The 24,649-nt window shown below is 69.5% G+C and carries 22 protein-coding genes; 19 read left to right on the forward strand and 3 right to left on the reverse strand.

Features of this window, described 5'->3' with window-relative positions:
- Positions 1-2: 2 nt before the first annotated feature.
- The 14 genes from ftsW to sigJ all read left to right on the forward strand — a co-directional run bounded on the left by ftsW (position 3) and on the right by sigJ (position 17,447).
- Positions 3-1,865, forward strand: a complete 1,863-nt coding sequence (gene ftsW, locus C5O27_RS12450) for a putative lipid II flippase FtsW (RefSeq protein ID WP_127962838.1) — start codon at positions 3-5, stop codon at positions 1,863-1,865.
- An 18-nt stretch (positions 1,866-1,883) separates the two neighbouring features.
- Positions 1,884-3,146, forward strand: coding sequence for an undecaprenyldiphospho-muramoylpentapeptide beta-N-acetylglucosaminyltransferase (gene murG, locus C5O27_RS12455; RefSeq protein ID WP_425269562.1), 1,263 nt, complete (start codon positions 1,884-1,886; stop codon positions 3,144-3,146).
- A gap of 71 nt (positions 3,147-3,217) precedes the next feature.
- Positions 3,218-4,828, forward strand: a complete 1,611-nt coding sequence (gene murC, locus C5O27_RS12460) for a UDP-N-acetylmuramate--L-alanine ligase (protein WP_006356878.1) — start codon at positions 3,218-3,220, stop codon at positions 4,826-4,828.
- Positions 4,825-5,526: a cell division protein FtsQ/DivIB gene (locus C5O27_RS12465; RefSeq protein WP_006356879.1), complete on the forward strand. Its 702-nt coding sequence runs from the start codon at positions 4,825-4,827 to the stop codon at positions 5,524-5,526. Before murC ends, C5O27_RS12465 begins: the two co-directional genes overlap by 4 nt.
- 293 nt (positions 5,527-5,819) lie before the next feature.
- Positions 5,820-6,995 (forward strand): cell division protein FtsZ, encoded by a 1,176-nt coding sequence (gene ftsZ / locus C5O27_RS12470; RefSeq protein WP_006356880.1) that lies wholly within the window; start codon positions 5,820-5,822, stop codon positions 6,993-6,995.
- 5 nt (positions 6,996-7,000) lie between these two features.
- Complete coding sequence (gene pgeF, locus C5O27_RS12475) at positions 7,001-7,726, forward strand: peptidoglycan editing factor PgeF (RefSeq protein WP_006356881.1); 726 nt, start codon at positions 7,001-7,003, stop codon at positions 7,724-7,726.
- A 26-nt stretch (positions 7,727-7,752) separates the two neighbouring features.
- Positions 7,753-8,517, forward strand: a complete 765-nt coding sequence (locus C5O27_RS12480; RefSeq protein WP_040003905.1) for a YggS family pyridoxal phosphate-dependent enzyme — start codon at positions 7,753-7,755, stop codon at positions 8,515-8,517.
- Between the two features lie 122 nt (positions 8,518-8,639).
- Positions 8,640-9,353, forward strand: a complete 714-nt coding sequence (locus C5O27_RS12485; RefSeq protein WP_127962839.1) for a cell division protein SepF — start codon at positions 8,640-8,642, stop codon at positions 9,351-9,353.
- 56 nt (positions 9,354-9,409) lie between these two features.
- Entirely contained in the window at positions 9,410-9,751 is a 342-nt protein-coding gene (locus C5O27_RS12490) for a YggT family protein (protein ID WP_005198826.1), read from the forward strand.
- A gap of 301 nt (positions 9,752-10,052) precedes the next feature.
- Positions 10,053-10,868, forward strand: a complete 816-nt coding sequence (gene wag31 / locus C5O27_RS12495) for a DivIVA-like cell division protein Wag31 (protein ID WP_035752654.1) — start codon at positions 10,053-10,055, stop codon at positions 10,866-10,868.
- Between the two features lie 34 nt (positions 10,869-10,902).
- Positions 10,903-11,700: a hypothetical protein gene (locus tag C5O27_RS12500; protein ID WP_127962840.1), complete on the forward strand. Its 798-nt coding sequence runs from the start codon at positions 10,903-10,905 to the stop codon at positions 11,698-11,700.
- A gap of 307 nt (positions 11,701-12,007) precedes the next feature.
- Positions 12,008-15,211 carry an isoleucine--tRNA ligase gene (gene ileS / locus C5O27_RS12505; RefSeq protein WP_127962841.1) on the forward strand — a complete coding sequence of 1,068 codons (3,204 nt, stop codon included), beginning with the start codon at positions 12,008-12,010 and terminating at the stop codon, positions 15,209-15,211.
- An 86-nt stretch (positions 15,212-15,297) separates the two neighbouring features.
- Positions 15,298-16,500, forward strand: a complete 1,203-nt coding sequence (locus C5O27_RS12510) for an NAD(P)/FAD-dependent oxidoreductase (RefSeq protein WP_127962842.1) — start codon at positions 15,298-15,300, stop codon at positions 16,498-16,500.
- A gap of 29 nt (positions 16,501-16,529) precedes the next feature.
- Positions 16,530-17,447, forward strand: coding sequence for an RNA polymerase sigma factor SigJ (gene sigJ / locus C5O27_RS12515; RefSeq protein ID WP_127962843.1), 918 nt, complete (start codon positions 16,530-16,532; stop codon positions 17,445-17,447).
- A 4-nt stretch (positions 17,448-17,451) separates the two neighbouring features.
- Here sigJ and C5O27_RS12520 read toward each other — a convergent pair whose 3' ends face one another.
- Positions 17,452-18,144 (reverse strand): TetR/AcrR family transcriptional regulator, encoded by a 693-nt coding sequence (locus C5O27_RS12520; protein ID WP_006356890.1) that lies wholly within the window; start codon positions 18,142-18,144, stop codon positions 17,452-17,454.
- A 120-nt stretch (positions 18,145-18,264) separates the two neighbouring features.
- On the opposite strand from C5O27_RS12520, the gene C5O27_RS12525 reads away from it, so the two are divergent.
- Positions 18,265-18,720 carry a nitroreductase/quinone reductase family protein gene (locus C5O27_RS12525; protein WP_006356891.1) on the forward strand — a complete coding sequence of 152 codons (456 nt, stop codon included), beginning with the start codon at positions 18,265-18,267 and terminating at the stop codon, positions 18,718-18,720.
- 39 nt (positions 18,721-18,759) lie between these two features.
- Positions 18,760-20,319, forward strand: a complete 1,560-nt coding sequence (locus C5O27_RS12530) for a DNA polymerase IV (RefSeq protein WP_042377403.1) — start codon at positions 18,760-18,762, stop codon at positions 20,317-20,319.
- A 25-nt stretch (positions 20,320-20,344) separates the two neighbouring features.
- Here the strand turns inward: C5O27_RS12530 and C5O27_RS12535 are convergent, their stop codons facing one another.
- A complete protein-coding gene (locus C5O27_RS12535; protein ID WP_006356893.1) occupies positions 20,345-21,319 on the reverse strand; it encodes an asparaginase in 975 nt (324 codons plus the stop codon).
- A gap of 190 nt (positions 21,320-21,509) precedes the next feature.
- On the opposite strand from C5O27_RS12535, the gene C5O27_RS12540 reads away from it, so the two are divergent.
- A complete protein-coding gene (locus tag C5O27_RS12540) occupies positions 21,510-22,049 on the forward strand; it encodes a WKL family lipoprotein (protein WP_462433824.1) in 540 nt (179 codons plus the stop codon).
- 38 nt (positions 22,050-22,087) lie between these two features.
- Here the strand turns inward: C5O27_RS12540 and C5O27_RS12545 are convergent, their stop codons facing one another.
- Complete coding sequence (locus tag C5O27_RS12545; protein ID WP_187346543.1) at positions 22,088-23,032, reverse strand: hypothetical protein; 945 nt, start codon at positions 23,030-23,032, stop codon at positions 22,088-22,090.
- Positions 23,033-23,072: 40 nt separating this feature from the next.
- Here C5O27_RS12545 and lspA point away from each other — a divergent pair, with 40 nt between their 5' ends.
- Positions 23,073-23,726: a signal peptidase II gene (gene lspA, locus C5O27_RS12550; RefSeq protein ID WP_127962844.1), complete on the forward strand. Its 654-nt coding sequence runs from the start codon at positions 23,073-23,075 to the stop codon at positions 23,724-23,726.
- The gene (locus C5O27_RS12555) at positions 23,719-24,645 is read left to right on the forward strand and encodes an RluA family pseudouridine synthase (RefSeq protein WP_005198843.1); all 927 of its coding nucleotides are present in this window, start codon (positions 23,719-23,721) and stop codon (positions 24,643-24,645) included. Before lspA ends, C5O27_RS12555 begins: the two co-directional genes overlap by 8 nt.
- Positions 24,646-24,649 lie beyond the last annotated feature (4 nt).

The raw sequence follows: 24,649 nt of genomic DNA on the forward strand, positions 1-24,649 counted from the left end.
GCGTGAGCAGCGACAAGACCGCGGCTGACGAGAGCGCGGTCGACGACGAGAACACGTTCGACGACTCGTTGGATGACGTGACGGACGAGCACTCGGACGAGAGCAGGGCGGCCACCGTACGGCGGAAGGCGTCGGAAGGTGCGGCCGCGCTGTCGAAGCCGGCCGCCGAGGTCTCCGCGGCGGCCTCGACCGCCGCGTCGGTGACGGCCTCGCTGCCGGCCCTGCTCGTCGAGGCCGTGCGCAACCTCCTGGCGCGGCCGCTGGCCTCTTACCAGCTGGTCCTCACGATGGCGTTCATGCTGACGGCCTTCGGTCTGGTCATGGTGCTGTCGGCGTCGTCGGTCGAGGGGTACTCGCAAGAGGGATCGGCGTACGGACTGTTCACGACCCAGGTCATCTTCGCCGGACTCGGCCTCATCGTCTTCTACCTGATGCTGCGGGTCCCCATCCGCCTGCTCCGGCGCTTCGCCGCGCCGTCGATGGCCATCGCCATCCTCCTGCTCGGACTGGTGCTCATCCCCGGCATCGGCACGCTCAGCCAGGGCGCGCGACGCTGGTTCGTCATCTCCGGTGTGTCGGTGCAACCCTCGGAGCTGGTCAAGGTGGCGCTCTGTATCTGGGGTGCGCACCTGCTGGCCTCGCGGCGTCGGGACAACGCCTCGATCAAAGAGCTCCTGATCCCGCTGGTCCCGGTCGCGATGCTGGTCTGCGTGCTGATCATCCTCGAGCCCAATCTCTCGACGACGATCACCATCGCGATCATCGTCGGCGCGATGCTCTGGTTCGCCGGGCTGCCGATCAAGGTGTTCTCGGCGTTCGCCGTCTCCGGTGTGGCCCTCGCGGTGATCCTCGCGCTCGCCGAGGGCTACCGCTCACAGCGCGTGATGAGCTTCCTCGGCGGCATCGACGACCCGCAGGGCGCCGGCTACCAGGCGCGCCAGGCGACCTACGCACTGGCCAACGGCGGCGTCTTCGGTGTGGGTCTCGGCCAGTCGAGCGCCAAGTGGAACTATCTGCCCAACGCGCACAACGACTTCATCTTCGCCATCATCGGCGAGGAACTCGGCCTCCTCGGCGGTCTGCTGGTGGTGTTCCTGTTCGTGCTGCTGGGCTACATCGGCTTCCGCATCGCGCACCGTTCCACCGACCCGTTCCTGCGCCTGATGACCGCGACCATCACCGTGCTGATCCTCGCGCAGGCGTTCATCAACATCGGCTACGTCATCGGCCTGCTACCGGTCACCGGTATCCAGCTGCCACTCATCTCGGCGGGCGGTACGTCGACGCTGACCGTGCTCGCGATGCTCGGGCTCCTCGCCAACGCCGCACGACACGAACCCGAGGCCGTCGCGGCCCTCACCACCGGGTCGCAGGGCCGACTGGCCCGGATCCTGCGGCTCCCGACGCCGGTGGCCTACCGGCAAACGCGGGCGGAGACCCTGCGCGATCGGCTCGACCGGCGTCGCTCGGCGGGCGAACGGTCCGGCGGCCGTACGGCCGTACGTGCCGGTGCTTCGGGACGGGCGGGAGCGTCCGGTCGGACAGGACCGTCGGGTCGTCGCGGACGACCGGCCGAGCCTGCGCCGAGCCGGGGCCGGTTCACCATGCCGTGGAAACGGGCGAAGGCCGCCGAACCTGCACCTGCGCGTGGTGCGTCCGCACGGCGTCCGGCAACGGCAGGTCGCACCCGACCTGCGCCGTCGACACGAGCAGGCGTCGACTACCGTGGCGGGTATCCCGGCGCCGGCAGTGCACGTCGCTCGGCGTCACCGGGATGGCGGGCGGGCGCGCATCAGCCGCGTACGCCGAGGTCCGCCGAGCCCGGGCGCGATCGGCCGACACACGGCCGCGCGGGACGCCGCTGACGGCTCCCGCGGCAGGCGATGCCCCGCGTGGGACAGACGTGCGGAGTGGCTGGAGATGGAGTGACAGAGCCGGTGAGTTCGGGTGCAGCACAATCTGATACGACCGGAGGCCCGGGCGGGCGGCCGTTGTCGGTGGTGGTCGCGGGCGGTGGTACCGCCGGACACATCGAACCCGCGCTCGCCGTGGCCGACGCGATCACCCGCATCGACCCGACGGCCCGCGTCACCGCACTCGGGACCAGCCGCGGCCTGGAGGTCGACCTGGTGCCCGAACGCGGATACGACCTTCGGCTGATCCCGCCGGTCCCGTTGCCGCGGAAACCCGGGATGGACCTCGCCAAGACTCCCGGCCGCCTGGTGTCCTCGGTCGCCGCGACCCGCAAGGTGCTCGCCGACGTGGATGCCGACGTCGTCATCGGCTTCGGCGGGTACGTGTCCGTGCCGGCCTACCTCGCCGCGCAGATGCACCTGCGCGGACGCAACCGCATCCCGATCGTCATCCACGAGGCGAATGCCTCGGCGGGCATCGCCAACAAGGTGGGCGCCCGCTTCGCCGACCGAATCCTGGCCGCCGTCGACGGTTCCGGCCTCGACGCGACCGTCGTCGGCATGCCGGTCCGCGGTGTCCTCACCGAGCTGGACCGGCCTGCTCTGCGGGCCAAGGCGCGACACTACTTCGGTCTCGACGAGGACGCCCCGACCCTGCTCGTCTTCGGTGGATCCCAAGGCGCGCAACGCATCAACGCCGCGGTTTCGGGTGCGGCCGAAGCCCTCGCAAAGGCGGGCATCGGTGTCCTGCACGCCTACGGGCCCAAGAACTCGATCGATCCGGTGATCGTCGAGGGCGCCCCGCCGTACCGCGGCGTCGGCTACCTCAAGCGGATGGATCTCGCCTACGCCGCGGCCGACCTGGTGATGTGCCGGTCCGGTGCGATGACCGTCGCCGAGGTGTCGGCCACCGGTCTGCCCGCCGTCTACGTCCCGCTGCCACACGGCAACGGCGAACAACGCCTCAACGCGCTACCGGTCGTCGAGGCCGGTGGCGGACTCATCGTCGAGGACTCGGCGGTCAGCGCGGAGTGGGTGGCACGCGAGGTGCCGGCCCTCCTGCAGGACGCGGAGCGACTGCAGAAGATGTCCGCGGCGGCCGCGGGCACGGGCCATCGTGACGCCGCGGCGGCCGTCGCCGACGCCGCTCTCGAACTCGCTCGCGGATTCCGCGCGGGCCGGGGCCCGGTCCGCAAGGCGTTTCGTTCCCGCCGATCGGCCGGCGAGCAGTGACAATTGGACGGGACCGGGTCGGACGGGACACGGCCGGCGAGACGACCGGAGAAGGCGTGGGAGGTGACGACATGAGCGAGGGGACGACCGTGGGAACCGGAGGACTGCCGCCGCAGCTGGCCCGCGTGCACATGGTCGGCATCGGCGGCGCCGGCATGTCCGGACTGGCGCGCATCCTGCTCGCCCGCGGCGGCCAGGTGTCCGGATCGGACGCGAAGAACAGCCGCGGCATCCTCGAACTCCGCACGCGTGGCGCCCGTGTCCAGGTGGGACACGATCCGTCGGCGCTCGACCAGATCCCGGGCGGCCCGTCGGTGGTGGTCACCACCCACGCCGCCATCCCCAAGACCAACCCCGAGCTGGTGGCCGCCCGCTCGCGGGGCATCCCGATCCTGCTGCGCCCGCGCGTGCTCGCCCAGCTCATGGAGGGCGACCGGACGATGCTGCTCGCCGGGACCCATGGCAAGACCTCGACCACCTCGATGGCCGTCGTCGCCCTTCAGCACGCCGGCAGCGATCCGTCGTTCGCGATCGGCGGCGAGCTCAACGAATCCGGCACCAACGCCCATCACGGCGGCGACCCGGTCTTCGTGGCCGAGGCCGACGAGAGCGACGGTTCGCTGCTCGAGTACACGCCCGACGTCGTCGCCGTCACCAACATCGACGCCGACCATCTCGACTTCTTCGGCTCGATCGAGGCCTACGTCGACGTGTTCGACAAGTTCACCGAACGCATCCGGACCGGCGGCACCCTCGTGGTCTGCCTCGACGATCCCGGATCGGCCGCACTCGCCGGACGCGTCCGCGGCGATCTCGCCGAGCGCGGGGTCGCGGTCCTCGGCTACGGCCGCGGCACCCATGCGGGCCTCGCGCCCGGCGTGCCCAACGTGGCGACCCTGCTGTCGTGGGAGCCGCGGGCCGCCGGGGGAGCGGCACGGGTCCGCTTCACCGCGCCGGTGACCGGTCCCGCCGACGAGACCGGCACGGTCGTCGAACGTGAACTCATCCTCCCGCTCCCGGGAGAGCACATGGCGCTCAACGCGATCGCCGCGGTGATCGGCGCCGTCCGCGTCAACGCCGCGCAGACCGCCGACGCCGCGGGTGCCCTCGACGGAATCCTCGCGGGCATCGGTGCGTTCGGCGGGGTCCATCGTCGCTTCGAGTTCCGCGGCCGCCGGGGCGGCGTCGAGGTCATCGACGACTACGCCCACCATCCGACCGAGGTGCGCTCGGTGCTGTCCGCGGCGCAGGCCATGATGGCCGCGCGGGCCGGCCCCGACGCGCCGCGCGGTCGCGTCATCGCGGTCTTCCAGCCCCACCTGTACTCGCGCACGGTCGAGTTCGCCGACGAGTTCGCCACCGCCCTCGACCTCGCCGACACCGTGGTCGTCGCCGACGTCTACGGCGCCCGCGAGGCACCGATACCGGGTGTCAGCGGCCGGACGATCGCCGACAAGCTGACCCGCCCGTCGGTGTTCGCGCCGGACCTGTCGCGGCTGGCCGGTCAGGTCGCCGGCCTGGCGCGACCCGGTGACCTCGTGTTGACCCTGGGTGCGGGCGACATCACCATGCAGGGTCCCGAGATCCTCGCCGCGCTCGGTGCGGACACCGGGACCGAGCGCACGACGCACGCGAACGGTGAGGGCCCCGGCGACGGGGGCCTCACGGGACGGGTCTCGTGATCCGCTGGCCGACCCGCCGCCGGTCCCGCCTGATCCTCGGCACCCTGATGGTCGTCGCCGCGGGGGTCGGGCTGGTCCTGATCGCCTATCTGACCCCGCTGATGTCGGTACGCAGCACCGACATCTTGGACAACGGCTCGGTCCCGGCCGACGAGATCCTCCGCGTCGCAGCCGTCCCCCAGGGGACACCGCTTCTCCAGGTGGACACCCGCGCCGTCGCGCAGCGGGTCGCCACCATCCCGTCCGTCGAATCCGTCCGCGTCCAGCGGTCCTACCCCTCGTCGCTGACCATCACCGTCGTCGAGCGGGTGCCGGTGGTGATCGTGACGAGCGGGGACGAGGTCCACGTCCTCGACCGGTCGGGGGTGTCCTTCCTGCACTACGTCCGCGCCCAGGGCGTGCCGCCGGAGGTGCTCAAGCTCCCGGTTCTCGAGACCCCGAACCCGGGCCCGGCCGACCCCACCACCCGGGAGGCGATCACCGCGGTCGCCGGACTGCCGGAATCGCTGGCGCGACAGGTCATCCGGGTGTCGGCGAACTCTCCGGTCGACATCGAGTTCCTCCTCACCGAGGACCGCCGGGTCATCTGGGGCGACAGCGATCGGGGAGCGGAGAAGGCGCGAACCCTCACGTATCTGCTGAGCCGGGACGCCAAGATGTACAACGTCTCGAGCCCTGAGTTCCCGGCCTACAAGTGATGGTGTCGGCCCGCGGCCGCCGGCACGGGCCGGGAACGACGCCAGATTCGTTGAAGATCTGAGAAATTCACCGAATTTCGGCGCGACTTCCCGACACGCCGGGCGCTGTTGTGGATACCGGGGCCCGGGATGCCTAGCGTCATCTCCACAACGAACTACTTGACATAACTCTAAATCTATGGTTCAGGTTTAGGGTTTTGTCAGCACTTAGCCGCTGACACATCAGCACCGGAACGCGCTGAGAGATCAGCAACGGAACATCGAGCACGACCCATTACGAGGAAGGCGAGCGCATGACGCCACCGCACAACTACCTGGCCGTCATCAAGGTCGTCGGCATCGGCGGCGGCGGCGTGAATGCCGTCAACCGCATGATCGAGCAGGGACTCAAGGGAGTCGAGTTCATCGCGATCAACACCGACGCGCAGGCCCTGCTGATGAGCGACGCCGACGTCAAGCTCGATGTCGGTCGCGACTCCACCCGTGGCCTGGGTGCCGGCGCCGACCCCGAGGTCGGCCGCCGTGCCGCCGAGGACGCCCGCGACGAGATCGAGGAGCTCCTCAAGGGTGCCGACATGGTCTTCGTGACCGCGGGCGAGGGTGGCGGCACCGGCACCGGTGGTGCACCGGTCGTCGCGCAGATCGCCCGGAAGCTCGGTGCTCTCACCGTCGGCGTGGTCACCCGCCCGTTCTCCTTCGAGGGCAAGCGTCGCGGCGGACAGGCCGAAGCGGGCATCACCGCGCTGCGGGAGTCCTGCGACACCCTCATCGTGATCCCGAACGACCGCCTGCTCCAGCTCGGCGACGCGCAGGTGAGCCTCATGGACGCGTTCCGCAGCGCCGACGAGGTCCTCCTCAACGGTGTCCAGGGGATCACCGACCTCATCACCACCCCTGGTCTGATCAACGTCGACTTCGCCGACGTCAAGGGCGTCATGAGCGACGCGGGCAGCGCACTCATGGGCATCGGCTCGTCCCGAGGTGAGGACCGTGCCAAGAAGGCGGCCGAGTCGGCGATCAACTCGCCGCTGCTCGAGGCGTCGATGGAAGGCGCTCGGGGCGTGCTGATCTCGATCGCCGGCGGCAGCGACCTCGGTCTCTTCGAGATCCACAACGCGGCCACCCAGGTCCAGGAGGCGGCCCACGAGGACGCCAACATCATCTTCGGCACCGTGATCGACGACAACCTCGGCGACGAGGTCCGAGTGACCGTCATCGCCGCCGGTTTCGACGGCGGCACCCCGAAGAAGCGGTCCGACGTGCCCGCTGCGGCCGCCGGCCGTTCGGCTGTCGGACAGGGACAAGCCGGCGCGGTCTCGGCGCCGCCGAAGAGCGATCCGCTCTTCGGTGACATCCCCAAGGGGTCGGGTGATCCCTTCGGTGGTGAGCGTGAGCCGGAGCCCCCGCGTCGCAACACCGTGCATCTCGACGACGACGACGTCGACGTGCCGTCCTTCATGAAGCGCTGACCCGCATGCGGGTGCGTCGTGTGGTCACCACGCGTGCCGGCGGCGTCTCGGTGGCACCGTATGACTCGTTCAATCTCGGTGACCATGTCGGAGACGACCCGGAAGCGGTGTCCGCCAACAGGAATCGTCTGGCCGAGCAGATCGGGTTGCCCGCGTCCTCGGTCGTCTGGATGGAACAGATCCACAGCCGCAACGTGACGGTCGTCGACGGTCCGGTCCCCGAACCGGTTCCGGCGACCGATGCTCTGGTGACGACCACACCGGGCCTCGCGCTCGCCGTGCTGTCGGCCGACTGCGTGCCGGTGCTCCTCAGCGACGACGAGGCCGGCGTGATCGCCGGTGTCCATGCCGGGCGCGTCGGGGCACGCATCGGCATCGTGCGCGAGACCCTGAAGGTGATGGTCGAACTCGGTGCGCGCATCGAGTCGATCGGAGCGTTTCTCGGCCCGGCGGCGTCCGGTGAGCAGTACGAGGTGCCCCCGGCGATGCAGGCCGACGTCGAGAAGCATCTGCCCGGGAGTGCGAGTCGCACGAAGAAGGGCACGACGGGCCTCGACCTCCGTTCCGGTCTGCGCCGCCAGCTCCTCGAGGCCGGGGTCGCCGGGGTCGCCGTCGACCCGCGCTGCACGATCTCGGACCTGAGTCTCTTCAGCCACCGGCGCGGCGCACCGACCGGCCGCCTGGCATCGGTGATCTGGATGGACGACGAGAGTGCGCCGGACGGCGAGTAGACCCCCGGTGCTCCACGCGGAGAATGATGGGGGACATGAGCGATTCTCTCGATGACGCACGCACCGCCGAGCTGTCCGAGCGACTCGAAGCCGTACGCGGGCGGCTCGACGCGGCCGTCGCGGCCGCGGGCCGACCCACCGGGGCGTGTGCGCTCCTGGTGGTGACGAAATACTTCCCGGCCGACGACGTCCGCCGGTTGCTGAACCTGGGCGTCCGATCGTTCGGCGAGTCCCGTGAGCCGGAGGCCGGACGCAAGGTCGCCGAGGTCCTCGCCGATTGGACACCCGAGGATTCCACCGACGTCCCGGTGTTCGACATGATCGGGACCGTCCAGTCGAAGAAGGCCCGTTCCATCGCGCGTTGGGCGCGTGCGGTGCACTCGGTGGATCGTCCGAAGGTGGTCGAGGCCCTGGGCCGGGCCGCGCGAGCCGCGCTCGACGAGGGGGAGCGGACCGCGCGTCTCGGGGTGCTGCTGCAGGTGAGTCTCGACGGGGACCCGCAGCGAGGCGGCGTCGTCGAGGCGGATCTTCCCGCACTCGCCGAGCAGGTGTCGAGCGAGGACTCTCTGCAGTTGCGCGGACTGATGGTCATCGCCCCACTCACCGGTGAGCGGAAGTACTGGATGGCCGAATCCGCTCGTATCCACAACGCTTTTCGCGATCGGTACGCCGACGCCGTCGAACTGTCGGCGGGTATGTCCGGTGACATGGAAGAGGCGGTTGCAGCCGGCTCGACATGTGTGCGTGTCGGAACCGCGATCATGGGCGATCGGCCGCTACTCTCTCAGTAATCACATTGGTAACAACAGAACCAAGTGGCACAACAAGCGCAAATATCTCAACAAGCACAGTGACATCAGATGCACCATCCGGCACGGCTGCACACCGGCGTCGCACGACAGAGAGGCCGACAATGACCACGATGCAGAAGTTCAAGGCTTATTTCGGCATGGTGCCGCCCAGCGAGTACGAGGACGACTACCTCGAGGACGGCTCCGCGCTGCGTGTCCCGTCGCGTGAGCGTGCCTACCGTGACGACTACTACGGTGACGGCTCCTACGACCCCGGTTACGAGCCCTCCCTGCGCGACCCCGGCTTCCGCGAGGCCGGCTACCGCGACGAGATGGCCTACGACGACCGTCATTTCGACGGCGGATACGAACTCGCCGGCGACTTCGCCCCCGAGTTCGCCTACGCCGGACCGCGTCCGACGCCCGAGGCCCCGATGCGTTCCGCTGCGCGCCTCGAACCGCTGCAGCGTTCGTCGAGTGCCGCCCTGCGTGCCGCCTCGTCGCGCCCGGCCGGCCCCGAGCACCGCGAGCTCGAGCGCGTCTTCGCCGACGGTCCGCTGCAGAAGATCACCACCTTGCGTCCCTCGGACTACAGCGAGGCCCGCACCATCGGTGAGCGTTTCCGCGACGGCAACCCGGTCATCATGGACCTCGTCGACATGACCAACGACGACGCCAAGCGCCTCGTCGACTTCGCCGCGGGCCTGGCCTTCGCTCTGCGCGGCTCCTTCGACAAGGTGGCCACCAAGGTCTTCCTGCTGTCGCCGGCCGACGTCGACGTGTCGCCCGAGGACCGCCGCAAGATCGCCGAGACCGGCTTCTACAACCACTCCTGATGCAGGTGGGCACCCTCGGTTCGCACCGGCCGGTGCTCTTCAGGCAATCTTGACGCGTGGCTGCGATTTTGTTGGGTGTCCTGTACTACATCCTGTTGGTCTTCTGGTTGCTTCTCCTCGGCCGGCTCGTCGTCGAGCTGGTGCGGACGTTCGCCCGCGAGTGGCGACCCACCGGGGTGGCGGTCGTGATCATCGAGACGGTATTCACTCTGACCGATCCGCCGATCAAGGCGCTGCGGCGGGTCCTGCCGCCGATCCCGCTCGGTCCGATCCGCCTGGATCTGTCGCTGATGATCGTCATGCTCGTCGTCATCATCGCCATGAACGTCGTGAACGGTCTCCGCGCCGACGCGGTCGCCGATTCGCTGGCCACCGCTCTGGTTCTCACCCGCTCCTGATCCGCCGACGCGTTGCGCACCGGGACCCCTGTGACCCGGGTACCTTGAGGTACGCAGATGGACTACCGTTGGTTGTCGTCTTCGGATGCCCTGCCCGTTCGGAGGAGTTTCGATCGGGCTGAGCATCCAACAGTGCGACCTACGGTTCGCATGTGACAGGATTGGACGCCAGTTACAGTTTTTGACTGGTATGAATAGTTAGTGACAACCTGTATTGGTCGAACGACTCACGTCGCGCGATCGGGGTTGGACGGCACGCCAACTGAACACAAGCTTCACCACAGACACGAGGGGAACCGACATGCGGCTGACTCCAGCTGATGTGCACAACGTCGCGTTCAGCAAACCGCCTATCGGTAAGCGCGGCTACAACGAGGATGAGGTCGATCAGTTCCTCGATTTCGTCGAGGCCGAGCTCGCCCGGCTGATCGAAGAGAACACCGACCTGAAGCAGCGCGTCGAGGAGCTCGAGGGTGAGCTCGCCGACGCCCGCTCGGGTGCCGGCGCCGCCCCCGCAGAGGAGCGGACCCAGATGTTCGCCAAGCCGCCGGTCCAGGAGCAGCCCGCTCCCGTCCAGCAGCCCGCCGCGCCTGTGGTCAACGACGACGCCAACGTCCGTGCCGCCCGCGTCCTCGCGCTCGCGCAGGACACCGCGGACCGCCTCACCGGCAGTGCCCGCGCCGACGCCGACGCGATGCTGGCCGACGCGCAGACCCGCGCCGACACGCTGGTCTCGGAGGCGCAGAGCAAGTCCGACGCCATGCTCGCCGACGCGCGCCAGCGTTCGGAGGCCATCCTGGCCGACGCCCAGACTCGCTCCGAGGCGCAGCTGCGCCAGGCACAGGAGCGCGCGGACGCGCTCCAGAGCGACGCCGAGCGCAAGCACAGCGAGATCATGGGCACGATCAACCAGCAGCGCGGCGTGCTCGAGGGACGGATCGAACAGCTCAAGACCTTCGAGCGTGAGTACCGCACCCGCCTGAAGACCTACCTCGAGTCGCAGCTCGAAGAGCTGCAGCAGCGCGGCAGCGCGGCACCGGTCGAGGGTGGTCGTCCCGACCAGTCGTTCTCGAACGATCCGGGCAGCGGCGGTTTCAGCAGCTACTCGCCGAGCTGACCTCCGCGCCGGACATGCACCCTAGGCTGGTGATGTGCTGACCTTGGCCCTGGGCGCGACCCTCGTCGGGTTCGTGCTGCTCATCCTCGGTCTCATCACCGGGACCGTGTGGCTCGCCGTCGCCTGCATCGTCATCTGTCTCCTCGGCCTGGCCTTCCTGCTCGTCGATGTGTTCTCGGGGCGCAACCGGGATTCCGGCCGATCGCTGGAAGACATGGTCCCCGGAGCCGGACGCGATGAGGACGACGACGATCGCGATGCCGACGAGCCCCGAACACGCCGGTACCCGACGGCGATGCCGTCTGCGCAGGTTTCCGATGCCGACGAAGAGACGGCCGCCTACGAGCGGCCCTCCTTTGAACCCGGTATGGCCGCACCGTCGGGACCGACGCCGTCTCGGCCGACGGTGCCCGAGAGCCGCCCGGCACCAGCGCGTCGCGAGGGCAACCTCGAGGACTACCTGCGGTCGGTCGGCGAGCCGGTCGGCCCGCCGAACGCCGGTCCGACACCCGCACCCGGTCAGGCGCCCCCAGGTCAGACACCGCCCGGTCGGGGTGCGCCGGGCAGACCGCCTCGCGAGCCGTACCAGGCGCCGGGTCCGCAGCAGACCGGCGGTCAGCCACCGCGGCCGAACCCGCCGAGGTCGCCGCAGTCCGGACCGTTCCAATCAGGTCAGTCCCAGCCGGGTCCGCGTCCTCCGCAGTACGGGAACCCGCCGTCGGATCCCCAGCCGCAGGGGGAGCAGTCCGAGTCCCCGGAACCGAGGCCGGGTCGGCGTCGTGCGCCGGATTTCGATCCGCTCGACCCGAACTGGCGTCCACCGCTCGACTGATCTCCCGTTCTCGACCCCGCACCGCCCGGACAGGCGATACCGATTCGCCTGTCCGGGCGGTGCGTCGTTACACTGGTTGACGCGTTGATCCGGCCATCACCGGGGAGCACCCGGAAGAACAGAGCACGACGCTCCCAGTAGAACCGGGCGGGCGTGGCCCGTCACAGCCACGGGACCGTACGGGGAGACCCGCGCGATCCGATGAGTGGCGCCGGAGTGCCGGCGCAAGCGGGGTGGTACCGCGCAGACCTGACGGTGTGCGTCCCCGTGCCGAGGAGAGACATCACCAGGCACGAGGAGACGAGCCGTGACCGACACGAACGAGACGGGCGCGAACGCGACCGGCCGTGTGTACCCCAAAGTCGACATGACGGGTGGGACGGGCCGCAGCGCCCCCGATTTCCCGTCCGTGGAGCAGCACGTCCTGGAGTACTGGGATGCCGACTCGACCTTCGCCGCGTCCATCGAGAACCGTGCCGATGCCGAGGAGTTCGTCTTCTACGACGGCCCGCCCTTCGCCAACGGCCTCCCGCACTACGGCCATCTCCTGACCGGCTACGTCAAGGATGTGGTCCCCCGGTACCAGACCATGCGTGGCAAGAAGGTCGATCGTCGATTCGGCTGGGACACACACGGTCTGCCCGCCGAACTCGAGGCCGAACGCCAGCTCGGGATCACCGACAAGTCGGAGATCGAGAAGATGGGCATGGAGAAGTTCAACGAGTACTGCCGTGACTCGGTTCTCCGTTACACCGGTGAGTGGCGCGACTACGTGACCCGCCAGGCGCGCTGGGTGGACTTCGACAACGACTACAAGACGCTCGACCTCGACTTCATGGAGTCGGTCATGTGGGCGTTCAAGGCCCTCTACGACAAGGGTCTGATCTACCAGGGCTACCGCGTGCTGCCCTACAGCTGGTACGAGCAGACGCCGCTGAGCAACCAGGAGTCCAAGCTCGACGACGCCTATCGCATGCGCCAGGACCCGGCGGTCACCGTGCGGATGCCGCTGTCGGTGACCGAGGGTCCGCTGGCCGCACTCGACGGTGTCAACGCGCTGATCTGGACCACCACGCCCTGGACCCTGCCGTCGAACCTCGCGATCGCGGTCAACCCCGAGGTCACCTACGTGCACGTCAAGGCCGCCGACGGGCAGCAGTACCTGCTGGCCGAGGCGCTGCTGGGTGCGTACGCCAAGGAGATCGCCGAACCCGAGGTGATCGGTACCCATCTGGGCAAGGACCTCGAGAACCTCTCCTACACACCGCCGTTCGACTTCTTCGTCGGACACCCGAACGCACACCGAGTGCTGCTCGGCGACTACGTCACCACCGAGAGCGGTACCGGCGTCGTCCACCTCGCACCGGCCTTCGGTGAAGAGGACATGGACCTCGCGACCGCCAACGGCATCGAGGTCGTCCAGCCGCTCGATCCGGGCGGCCGCTTCACCTCGCAGGTCCCGCCGTACGAGGGCCAGATGGTCTTCGACGCCAACCCGGTCATCATCAAGGACCTCAAGGCGGCGGGCCGCATCCTGCGCCACGAGACCATCGAGCACTCCTACCCGCATTCGTGGCGGTCGGGACAGCCGCTGATCTACATGGCGGTGCCGTCGTGGTTCGTCGCCGTCACCCAGTTCCGCGACCGCATGGTGGAGCTGAACAAGCAGATCACCTGGGTGCCCGAGCACATCCGCGACGGCCAGTTCGGCAAGTGGCTCGAGGGTGCGCGCGACTGGAACATCAGCCGCAACCGCTACTGGGGCGCGCCGATCCCGGTGTGGATCTCGGACAACCCGGAGTACCCGCGCATCGACGTCTACGGTTCGCTCGACGAGCTCGAGCGCGACTTCGGCGTGCGCCCGGACAACCTGCACCGGCCCCACATCGACGAGCTGACCCGCCCGAACCCGGACGACCCGACCGGGCAGTCGACCATGCGTCGTGTGCCCGAGGTCCTCGACTGCTGGTTCGAGTCCGGGTCGATGCCGTATGCCCAGGTGCACTACCCGTTCGAGAACCGCGACTGGTTCGACGGCGGCGACTCCGCGTCGGCGCCCGCGCACAACCCGGGCGATTTCATCGTCGAGTACAACGGTCAGACGCGCGGCTGGTTCTACACCATGCACGTGCTGGCGACCGCGCTCTTCGACCGTCCGGCGTTCAAAACCGTTGCTGCACACGGCATCGTGCTGGGTGACGACGGGCAGAAGATGTCCAAGTCCAAGCGCAACTACCCGGATGTCAACGAGGTCTTCGACCGCGACGGCTCCGATGCGATGCGCTGGTTCCTGATGGCCTCGCCGATCCTGCGCGGCGGCAACCTCGTCGTCACCGAGCGCGGCATCCGCGAGGGTGTCCGCCAGGCACTGCTGCCACTGTGGAACGCCTACAGCTTCCTGCAGTTGTACGCAGATCGTCCGGCGACGTGGCGGACCGACTCGCAGAACGTCCTGGATCGCTACATCCTGGCGAAGCTCGCGACCACCCGCGACACGATGACCGAGGCGCTCGACACCTACGACATCGCCGGTGCGTGCGACGCGTTCCGCGAGTTCGTCGAGTCGCTGACCAACTGGTACGTGCGCCGGTCGCGTGCACGGTTCTGGGCCGGTCAGGAAGAGGACACCGACGCCTTCGACACCCTGTACACGGTGCTCGAGGTGGCATCGCGGCTCGCGTCACCGCTGCTGCCGCTGGCGACCGAGGCCATCTGGCGCGGTCTCACCGGTGGCCGTTCGGTGCACCTGACCGACTGGCCGACCGCCGACGAGCTGCCGGCCGACGCCGACCTGGTCGCGGCCATGGACGAGGTGCAGGCGGTCTGCTCGGTCGCGTCGAGCGTGCGCAAGGCCAACAAGCTGCGCGTCCGCCTGCCGCTGCCCGGTCTGACCGTGGCCTCGCCGACCGCGGCCGCACTCGAGCCGTACGTCGACCTGGTCAAGGACGAGATGAACGTCAAGTCCGTCTCGCTGGCCACCGACGCCAGCGAGTACGGCCGCTACGAGATCGCGGTCAACGCACGCGCGGCGGGTCCGCGCCTGGGCAAGGACGTCCAGCGCGCGATCAAGGCCGTGAAGTCCGGCAATTGGTCGGTGGGTACCGGTGCCGACGGCGCCGAGGTCGTCATCGCCGACGGCATCGAGCTCCACGACGGCGAGTACAGCCGCAAGCTGGTGGCGGTCGAACCGGACTCCACCGCCGAGCTGCCCGGGGGCAAGGGCCTCGTCGTGCTCGACACCACGGTGACCCCCGAGCTCGAGGCCGAGGGCTGGGCCAAGGACCGCGTGCGCGAACTGCAGGATGCGCGCCGCAACCTCGACCTGGACGTCTCCGACCGCATCACGGTGCGCCTCGTCGTGCCGGCCGAGCGTCTCGAGTGGGCGCAGACGCACGCGGGCCTCGTCGCCGGTGAGGTCCTCGCCGTGGAGTTCGACGTCACGGCCGACGGTGCGCCGGGCGCCATCGAGCTCGGCGACGGCGTCACCGCCGACGTCGCGAAGGTCGGCTGACCAGCTACTTCGTAGTAGCTGTCACATTTCTGCCGCCGTCGGTGTCTCGAGGATGACCACCTCGAACACCGACGGAAGGCAGAACGATGAGCACCACCGACATCACGCAGGAAATCCAGACGGTCGCACGGACGCATGTGGTCGTGCTCGGCGCCGGCTACGCGGGGGCCATGGCGGCCAACCGGCTGCGGCGCAACCCCGCCGTGGACGTCACGGTCGTGAACCCGCAGCCGTTCTTCGTGCAGCGCATCCGGTTGCACCAGTTCATCGCACGGACCGGTGAGCCGCAGGTCGGATTCGACGACGTGCTCGGTGACGGCCTCGACGTCGTGGTCGACACCGCCACCCGGATCGACGCCGGCGCACGACGCGTACACCTCGCGTCGGGGACCCACCTCGACTACGACTACGTGATCTACGCGATCGGGAGCCGGCTCCACCTGCCGCCGATCCCGGGCGCCGCGGAACATGCGCTGTCGGCCTCGGATTGGGCTGCAGCACAACAACTCCGGGAACGCGTCGATGCCCTGGACGCCGGCGCGCCGGTGGTTGTCGTCGGCGGCGGCCTCACCGGGGTGGAGCTCGCCGGCGAACTCGCCGAACGCGGCTTCGCGGTGACGCTCGCCGGTGGCGGTGTCATCGCCCCGTCGGTGGGTGAGCGTGGCCACCGGGCCACCCTCCGGCAACTCGAACGACTCGGCGTCGACGTCCTGGAGGATGCGCAGGTCACCGGGGTCCACGCGTCGCGGGTGATCGTCGAGACCGGCGGGCGTGAGCTGGTGTTGCCCAGTGCGGCAACGGTGTTCGCCACCGGTTTCCAGGCCCCGGAGCTGGCTGCGGACAGTGGCCTGACCACTGACGGAATCGGCCGTCTGCAGACGGATGAGAGCCTGACGAGCGTCGACGACGCCCGGATCGTGGGCGCGGGAGATGCGGTCGCGGTCGAGGGCGTCAGACTCCGGATGAGCTGCCAGGCGGCTCAGCCGCTGGGTGCGCAGGCCGCCGAGTCCGTCCTCGCCCGGATCGCCGGTGACCGGCCGATCCCGGTCGACCAGGCTTTCGTCGCACAGTGCACGAGCATCGGTCGCCACGCGGCCACCCTCCAGTTCACCCGGCGGGACGACTCGCCCGCGCGAGCGGTGGTGACAGGTCGTCTCGCAGCTCTGGCCAAGGAGCTGGTGTGCCGCGGTACCGTGTGGAACATTCGACGCGAGGCCGCGCATCCCGGCGCATTCGGCTGGCTGCGCGGTCGCGAGGTGACCGCCGAGCGTGAACCGGTTCTGCAGTGACCGGCTCGCCGACGAGAGGCAGGGCCCCGGTGAGCAGCAGCGACTCCCAGACAAGCGAGAGCGACCGGCGGGCAGCGCGTTTCGCCGAGTTGCGGCCGCTGCTGTTCACCGTCGCCTACGAGATCGTCGGGACGGCGGCCGACGCCGACGACGTACTGCAGGACAGTTACCTGCGGTGGGCGGAGGTCGACGACACCGACATCGCGGACGCCAAGGCGTATCTCGCGAAGATCGTCACGCGCCAGGCACTCAACGTGCTGAGGTCACGGTCGCGGCGACGCGAGGAGTACGTCGGACCGTGGCTGCCCGAGCCGATCCTGACCGACGAACGCGACCTCGCCGACGACGTGGTGCTCGCGGAGTCGGTGTCCACGGCGATGCTGATCGTGCTGGAGTCGCTGAGCCCGGATGAGCGCGCGGTGTTCGTCCTCCGCGAGGTGTTCGGCTTCTCCTACAACGAGGTCGGCGACATGCTCGCCAAGCCGGCCGCCACGGTGCGCCAGATCGGGCACCGAGCCCGGAACCACGTCGAGGCGCGTCGCCCCCGGTTCGACCCGGTGGATTCCGAACGTGCGGTCGCGGTGGTGGACGCGTTCCTCTCGGCCGCGCAGTCCGGTGACGTCGAGAGGTTGCTGACGATGCTGGCACCCGAGGTCGAGTTCACCGCGGACAGCGACGGAAAGGTGACCGCGGTGCGTCACCCGATCCACGGCGCGCCGGCCGTGGCGCGTCTGCTGACCGGCTTCGCCCGGCTCGGGAAGGGCATGGACTACCGCCTTGAACCGGCGGTCTTCAACAACCAGTCGGGAGTGGCGATCTACATCGAGGGCGAGTTGGCGGGCACGTTCACCCTGCACATCGTCGACGGCGTCATCGAGCAGATCTACGCCATGCGCAACCCGGACAAGCTGGCCGGCGTGGAGGAGCGGCGGACTGTCGCGCGCTGAGCGCTCAGGCGAACAGGCTCGACAGCGTCAGCTCGATCTGCGACCGGAACAACTCGGCGGGGTGCGCGAAGGTGTCCTTGCCGTACTGGCCGAAGGCCTCCAGGCTGATCGCGCCGACGAGGGCTGCCCAGAGGGTCGTCGACGCGGCCAGCACGGCGTCGGGGGCGTCGATGCCGAACTCGTCGCGGATGGCGGCCATGTCGCCGGCGACCCCGGTTGTGGGTGTGGGCAGGTCGTCGCGGATCAGGCCCTCGGCGTGTGCGGCCGCGCACTCGCGCAGGAGCAGGGCCGGGATGCGCGTGCCCGGCACCATCGTCTCCTCGCCCGGTGCGGCATAACCGGGGACGGGGCTGCCGTAGAGGAGTGCCCAGCGGGCGGGGTCGTCGAGTGCCCAGTCCCGGGCGGCCTCCGCGGCGGCGAGCACGCGTTCGCGACGGCGGCTGGGCTCGATGGCCGAGACCGCCGCGTCGATCGCGTCGCCGACGTCGTTGTAGGCCTCCACGAGCAGCATGGTGAGCAGGTCGTCGCGACTGGGGACGTACCGGTAGACGGCCGATGACACGACGCCCATCTCTCGGGCGATCGCGCGCAGCGATAGTCCGGCTGCGCCGTGGGTGGCCAGGTGCTCGCGCCCGAGTCGGCGGATCTCGTCGGTCATCATCGCGCGGTTCTCCGCGCGGCTTCGTCCGGTCGCCATGGATCGATCCTTCCACATTTCGAGAGCAGTGCTCTTGATTTCTTGCGCTTCCGGGTGCACACTCAAAACCGAGAGCGGTGCTCTCGATAATTTTCCATCCGCCACGAAAGGGTCACGACCATGACCGGTACCACCCACTACCGCGCTCCCGAGGGGTTCGACAACGTCTTCAACCGCACCGTTCGCTGGCTCGCCGACCACGGCGTCAACCTCGCCGGCGCGCAGAACCTCACCGTTCCCGGCCGCCGGACCGGCAAGCTGCAGACCGTCCCCGTCAACGTCCTGCGATTCGACGGCGGGGACTACCTCGTCTCGCCGCGCGGCAACACCCAGTGGGCCCGGAACGCACGCGCCGCCGAGACCGTCGAACTCCGGCGCGGTCGTAGTCGGACCGTGGTGGCCCTCACCGAGGTCGACGCCGACCGGCGCCCGCCGATCATCGGCGAATACCTGCGCAAGTGGGGCTGGGAGGTCGGCCGCTTCCTGCCGGAAGGGCTCGACGCCAAGCCGTCCGACGCCGACCTCGCCGCACACGCCGGATCGATCCCGGTCTTCGCGATCACATCCGCCGACTAGCGGGTTTCGCCGGCACGTCTGCTCACTAGACTCGGACGGGTGGTGCGCCCCGATTCCGACTCGACGATCGCGGACGGATCATCCGTACCCGAACGGTGGGTGACCGGCGGAGGGTCGGGCGGGGCGCCGGCCGGTGCCGATTCCGAACGCGGCGCACGCTGGGTGATGCATCTCGACATGGACGCCTTCTTCGCCTCGGTCGAACAACTCACCCGTCCGACGCTGCGTGGTCGCCCGGTGCTCGTGGGCGGTTCCGGAGGTCGGGGAGTGGTGGCCGGAGCGAGCTACGAGGCCCGGGTGTTCGGTGCCAGGTCGGCGATGCCGATGCATCAGGCCCGACGCCTCATCGGCCCGACCGGCGTCGTGGTGCCCCCTCGCGGCGCGGTCTACGGCAAGGTCAGCAAGCGGGTGTTCCGGCTTGTGCGCGAAGCGGTTCCGGTGATCGAGACGCTCTCCTTCGACGAGGCGTTCGCAGAACCGGCCGAACTCGCCGGGGCCACCGTGGCGCAGGCGCGCGAGTTCGCCGAGCAGGTGCGCGCCCGCATCCGCACCGAGTGCGGGCTCGCCGCGTCGGTCGGCTTCGGCAGCGGCAAGCAGCTCGCCAAGATCGCCTCGGGAATGGCGAAACCCGATGGCGTGATGGTGATCCCGCCGTCGGGCGAGATCGAGTTCCTGCACGGACTGCCGGTGCGCAAGCTGTGGGGGATCGGCCCGGTCTCGGGTGATCGCCTCGCACGCCTGGGAATCGACACCATCGGAGACCTCGCGCGGATGTCGACCGTCGAGGTCGCCTCGGTGCTCGGCGCCACCGTCGGACCTGCACTGCACCGGCTCGCCCAGGGCGTCGACGACCGGCCGGTCGCCGAACGCGCCTCGGCCAAACAGATCAGCGCCGAGTCGACGTTCGCCGAGGACATCGTCGACCTCGACGAACTACGCAAGGCGATCCGCAAGGCCGCCACCGACGCACATCGTCGGCTGCTCAAGGACGGACGCGGCGCGCGCACGGTGGTGCTGAAGCTCAAACGCTCCGACATGTCGATCCTCACCCGGTCGGCGACCACCGCCGCGGCCACCACCGACTTCGACGACCTCGAGCGAACGGCCCAGCGTCTGGCCCTCGACCCGCGCACCGTCGGAGCGATACGTCTTGTGGGCGTGGGGTTCTCCGGTCTCAGTGCGGTGCAGCAGTACGCGCTGTTCGACGACCTGGACGCCTCGCCGGACGAGACGACCCACCACGACACCGCTTCCGCGGGTGGCGCATCGGGATCGTCATCGGAATCCGGCGGCATCGTGGAGGTGTCGGAGACCGTCCACGATCCCACCGCCGACACCGAGTCGCCCGAAGCCGTGCGCTTCGCCCCGGGCGGCAACCCGCTGAGCCGCGCGCCGTTCGCCCCGGGCGCCGACGTGACCCACCCCGAGTTCGGTCACGGCTGGGTGCAGGGGAGTGGGCACGGCGTCGTCACCGTCCGCTTCGAGACCCGCACCACCGGCCCCGGGCGCACCCGCACCTTCGGCGTCGACGATCCCGATCTACGGCCCGCCGACCCGCTCGACAGCCTCGAGTGGGACCTTGGCGCCGACGACGAGTGAACGTCGCGGGAGCGCCAGTGCCACATCACTTCCCGGATGCGGAGAAGAACTCGGCGATCGTCTCGGGACTCGCCTTGGCGGTGAGCAGTGCGATCAGTGCCATGCGGGCCTGCGGCGCACGCAGCCACGGCGACACGATCGCGCCGGCGCGATGCAGATCGACGGCGCCCCCGCCGCCGCCGTAGGTCGCCGACACCTCGCCGTAGGGCACCCGGCTCGTCACCACGACGGTCACGCCGTGGGTGACGGCGAGCGCGACCTCGGCGGTGATGTCCGGGTGGGTGTTCCCCGAGCCCGTCGCGGCGAGCACGATGCCCGCGGCGTTCTGCGCGACCGCCGCCGCTATCAGACCGGGGGACACCCCGGGATACAGCGCGAAGAGGTCGACCCGGGCGGTCCGGCCGAGCGGGATCTCGTCGGTCAGCACCGGACGCGGCAGATCGGTGCGCACCGAGTCGAAGGCGACAGCGTCGGACGTCGACACCTTGAACAGCCCGCGCGCCGGCAGGATGCGACCGCCGGCCGCCACCAGGACGCCGCGGCCCCGATTCTCGGGATCGCCGACCGCGGCCAGTGCGGCGGCCAGGTTGCGCGGACCGTCCGCATCGGGGCGGTCGGCCGGCAACTGGGCGCCGGTGAACACGACCGGCCGCGAGTCGACACAGTAGAGATCGGCGAGGAACGCCGTCTCCTCCATCGTGTCGGTGCCGTGGGTGACCACGACTCCGGCGACCTCCGGGTCGGCGAGGGCGTCGGCGATCCCCCGCACCACCGCGAGTTGGTCGGCCACGGTCATCGCCGAACTGTCCACCGACATCAGATCGACGGTGCGGACGGCTTCCATCCCGGCGTTCCCGGCCCCGGTGTTCGAGGCTGCTGACAGCAGGTCGTCGGCGCCGAGCGCGGGCACGGCACCGTCGGTCGTGGTCTGCGCGGCGATGGTGCCGCCGGTGGTGATCAGCACGGTCGTCGACGGACCGGGCGGGGGAGAAGCGGACATGGTCGTCAAGCCTCACGGCAGGCCGCCGAACCGTCAAGCCTCGAGCGGCGCGGCGTGGAACCGGGATCATCCGCCTGCGTTTGGCATAGTGGTGTGGGTTGTCGCCGGGCCCGACCCGGCAGACCCCATCGGCGAGTCATGGGAGAGCGCCACGGCGCGCCCACGTCCACAGACATAGTGAGGGAGATCGTTGAAGTATCGGAAGTTTCTTGGCGCGACCATGATCGCGGCCGCATTGATGACCGGTGTCGCAGCCTGCGGTGGCGACGACAGCGACGCACCGCCCGCCCCGACCCTGACCAGCACCGCGGATGCCGGTGCCGGTGCCGCCGGTGGTGACACCGAGTCCGAGATCACCAACGACAGCAAGCCGCCGTCGATCGCGGCTCTCAACGAGCTCGTGGACACCGCCGTCGACCCGAAGATCCCGAGCAAGGACAAGATCGTCCTCGTCGAGGGTTCGGAGAAGGACCCGGCCATCTTCGAGGAGCTGGTCAACGCCCGCGCGGAGAACTCCGACGTCGACTGGGTCCTGGTGAACCCGGTCATCAGCGCCGGCCCGAACAAGGCCCGCGTCAAGGTTCGCATCGAGACCGCCGGCAACCCGCCGACCAACGCCGAGTCGACCATCGTCTTCGACGACGGCCGCTGGAAGCTCTCCAACCAGACCGTGTGCAACCTGCTCGGCCTCTACCAGGTCAAGAGCGCGATGTGCACCCCGGCGAGCTAGCCGGACCGTTCGGCTGACCCCGGAGAACCGGGTTGTCCTCACCGCCAGGTGACGGACAACCCGGTTTTCTGTACCAGGGGACGCGACGGGTCGGCCCCGACGAGTTCCCGCGCACCGGTGTAGGTCAGCTGACCGCCGACCGGCAGGCCGCGTGACAGGTCGATCTCGACCGTCCCGCCGCCCTCGGAACTGAAGCGGCTGATGGTGAGGGTGTCGCTGCCGCCCGGGATGGCGAAGACGGAGTTCACCGGGGTCTCCTCGGCGGAGAACTGGATGGTGAGACGGTTGCCGTCCCACGCCGACAGACGCGCGTCGATCGTCTGCGTGACCGTCGCGGCGGCTGAGATGACACGTTCGGTGCGCCATCGCGCACCCACCGCGATCGGTTCGGTCGGCAGTGCGATGGAGGTGTTCAACGCCGTCACCAGGGACTGCTCGACTGCCAGGCGCGCTTCCTGGCCCGCCTGCTCGGGCGGGGCGAGACGCAACGCGACCGGCGCGAGTCCGGGCCCGGTGGTCAGGCCGGCCTTCGTGCCCGCCATCGCCGGCAGTTGTCCGTTGAGGGACGCGTCCGGAGACGTCACGGTGCCCAGTTCGAGTTCCAGCTCCGATTTCTCGGCGCACGAGAACCGGGCGGTCATCGGGGTCTCGACGGTCTCGGCGTCCGTCGACCCCGGTGAGGCGACGTCGGAGGTCGTCACGAGCGTCACCGTCTGAGCCGACGTGGTGTCGGGAGCGGGAGCGGCCACGCGACGCTCGCCCTCACCCGGGTCGACCAGGGTGACCGTGGCCCCCGCGATCGGCACCGGCGCCGCTCCGGCCGCACGGGAGGGCGATTCGTTCGCGCAACCGGCAGCCGTCGCCGAACTGGCGCCCGGGGCGTCGTCGGACTCCGACGAGCACCCCGCGACCAGCACGGATACCGCCGCGATGACGGCGCACGAGGACACAACGGACCGGAGGAGACGACGATGCGAGGACACGGGTAGCCAGCGTATTCGACCGGTCGTGGACAATGAGGCTGTGGATGACCAACCCCTGACGGATTCCGGCAACGCGGATCCGCACGGCGCCGATTCTCCGGACGCCGACCGCGATCGAGTCCGATCGGACGACGCAACCCCCGCACGACGCTTCTCCCAGATGACCGCAGCCGTTCTCGGCGTCGCGCTCGTCGTCATCGGGCTGGACCTGCTGACCAAGGTGATCGCCGTCGCGACGCTCGACCCGCAGCGCCCGATCAAGATCATCGGCGACGTCGTCACCCTCCGACTCGTGCGCAACAGCGGCGCCGCCTTCTCACTGGCCTCGGGATACACCTGGGTGCTGACGATCATCGCGCTGGTCGTCGTGGCCGTCATCGTCCGCTACAGCAGCAGGCTGAAGTCCTGGGGCTGGGCGATCGGTCTGGCTCTCGTGCTCGGCGGGGCGATCGGTAACCTGATCGACCGCATCTTCCGCGCCCCGGCACCGCTCCAGGGTCACGTCGTCGACTTCGTCTCGGTCGGCTGGTGGCCGGTGTTCAACGTGGCGGATTCCGCCGTGGTCTGCGGGGCGATCCTGCTGGTGGCTCTGTCGGCGCTGGGTTTCGACTATGACGGCAGCCGCACCGGGTGGGCGGCCCGCCGGAACAGGCACGACGACGACGGCGAAGACGGGGGCAGTACCCATGCGTGAATCACGTGTCGTGCCTGTACCCGACGGACTCGACGGCATGCGCGTCGACGCCGGGGTCTCCCGCATGCTGGGTCTGTCGCGGACGGTCGTGGCGACCCTCGCCGAGGAAGGCGACGTCATGGTCGACGGGGTCGTCGTCGGCAAGTCGCACAAGCTCGCCGCGGGGACCCTCCTGCACGTCACCTTGCCCGAGCCCGACGAGCCGCTGCGGGTCGAACCGACGCCGGTCGAGGACCTCGAGGTCATCTACCACGACTCCGACATCGTGGTCGTCGACAAGCCGGTCGGTGTGGCCGCGCACCCCTCGCTCGGTTGGAGCGGGCCCACCGTCATCGGCGCGCTGGCCGCCGCCGGCTTCCGGATCTCGACCTCCGGCGCCCATGAGCGCCAGGGGATCGTCCACCGGCTCGACGTCGGGACGTCCGGCGTCATGGTCGTCGCCGTGTCCGAACGCGCCTACACGTTGCTGAAGCGGGCATTCAAACAGCGGACCGTCCACAAGGGCTACCACGCCCTCGTCCAGGGGCACCTCGATCCGCCGTCGGGCACGATCGACGCGCCGATCGGCCGTCACCGCGGCAACGACTGGAAGTTCGCGGTGACCGCGAACGGCAAGCCGAGCATCACCCACTACGACACCCTCGAGATGTTCGCCGCGGCGTCGCTGATCGACGTCCACCTCGAAACCGGTCGGACACATCAGATCCGCGTCCACTTCTCGGCGCTGCACCATCCGTGCTGCGGTGACCCGACCTACGGTGCCGACCCGGTCCTGGCCAAGAAACTCGGTCTCGAACGGCAGTGGCTGCACGCTCGGACACTGCGCTTCGCCCACCCCGCGGACGGGCGCATGGTCGAGTTCAGCTCGGAGTATCCCGACGATCTCCAGCACGCGCTCGACGTGCTGCGCGACACCTGACCGA

The organism is Gordonia alkanivorans (assembly GCF_004011905.1).
Taxonomy (GTDB): Bacteria; Actinomycetota; Actinomycetes; order Mycobacteriales; family Mycobacteriaceae; genus Gordonia; species Gordonia alkanivorans.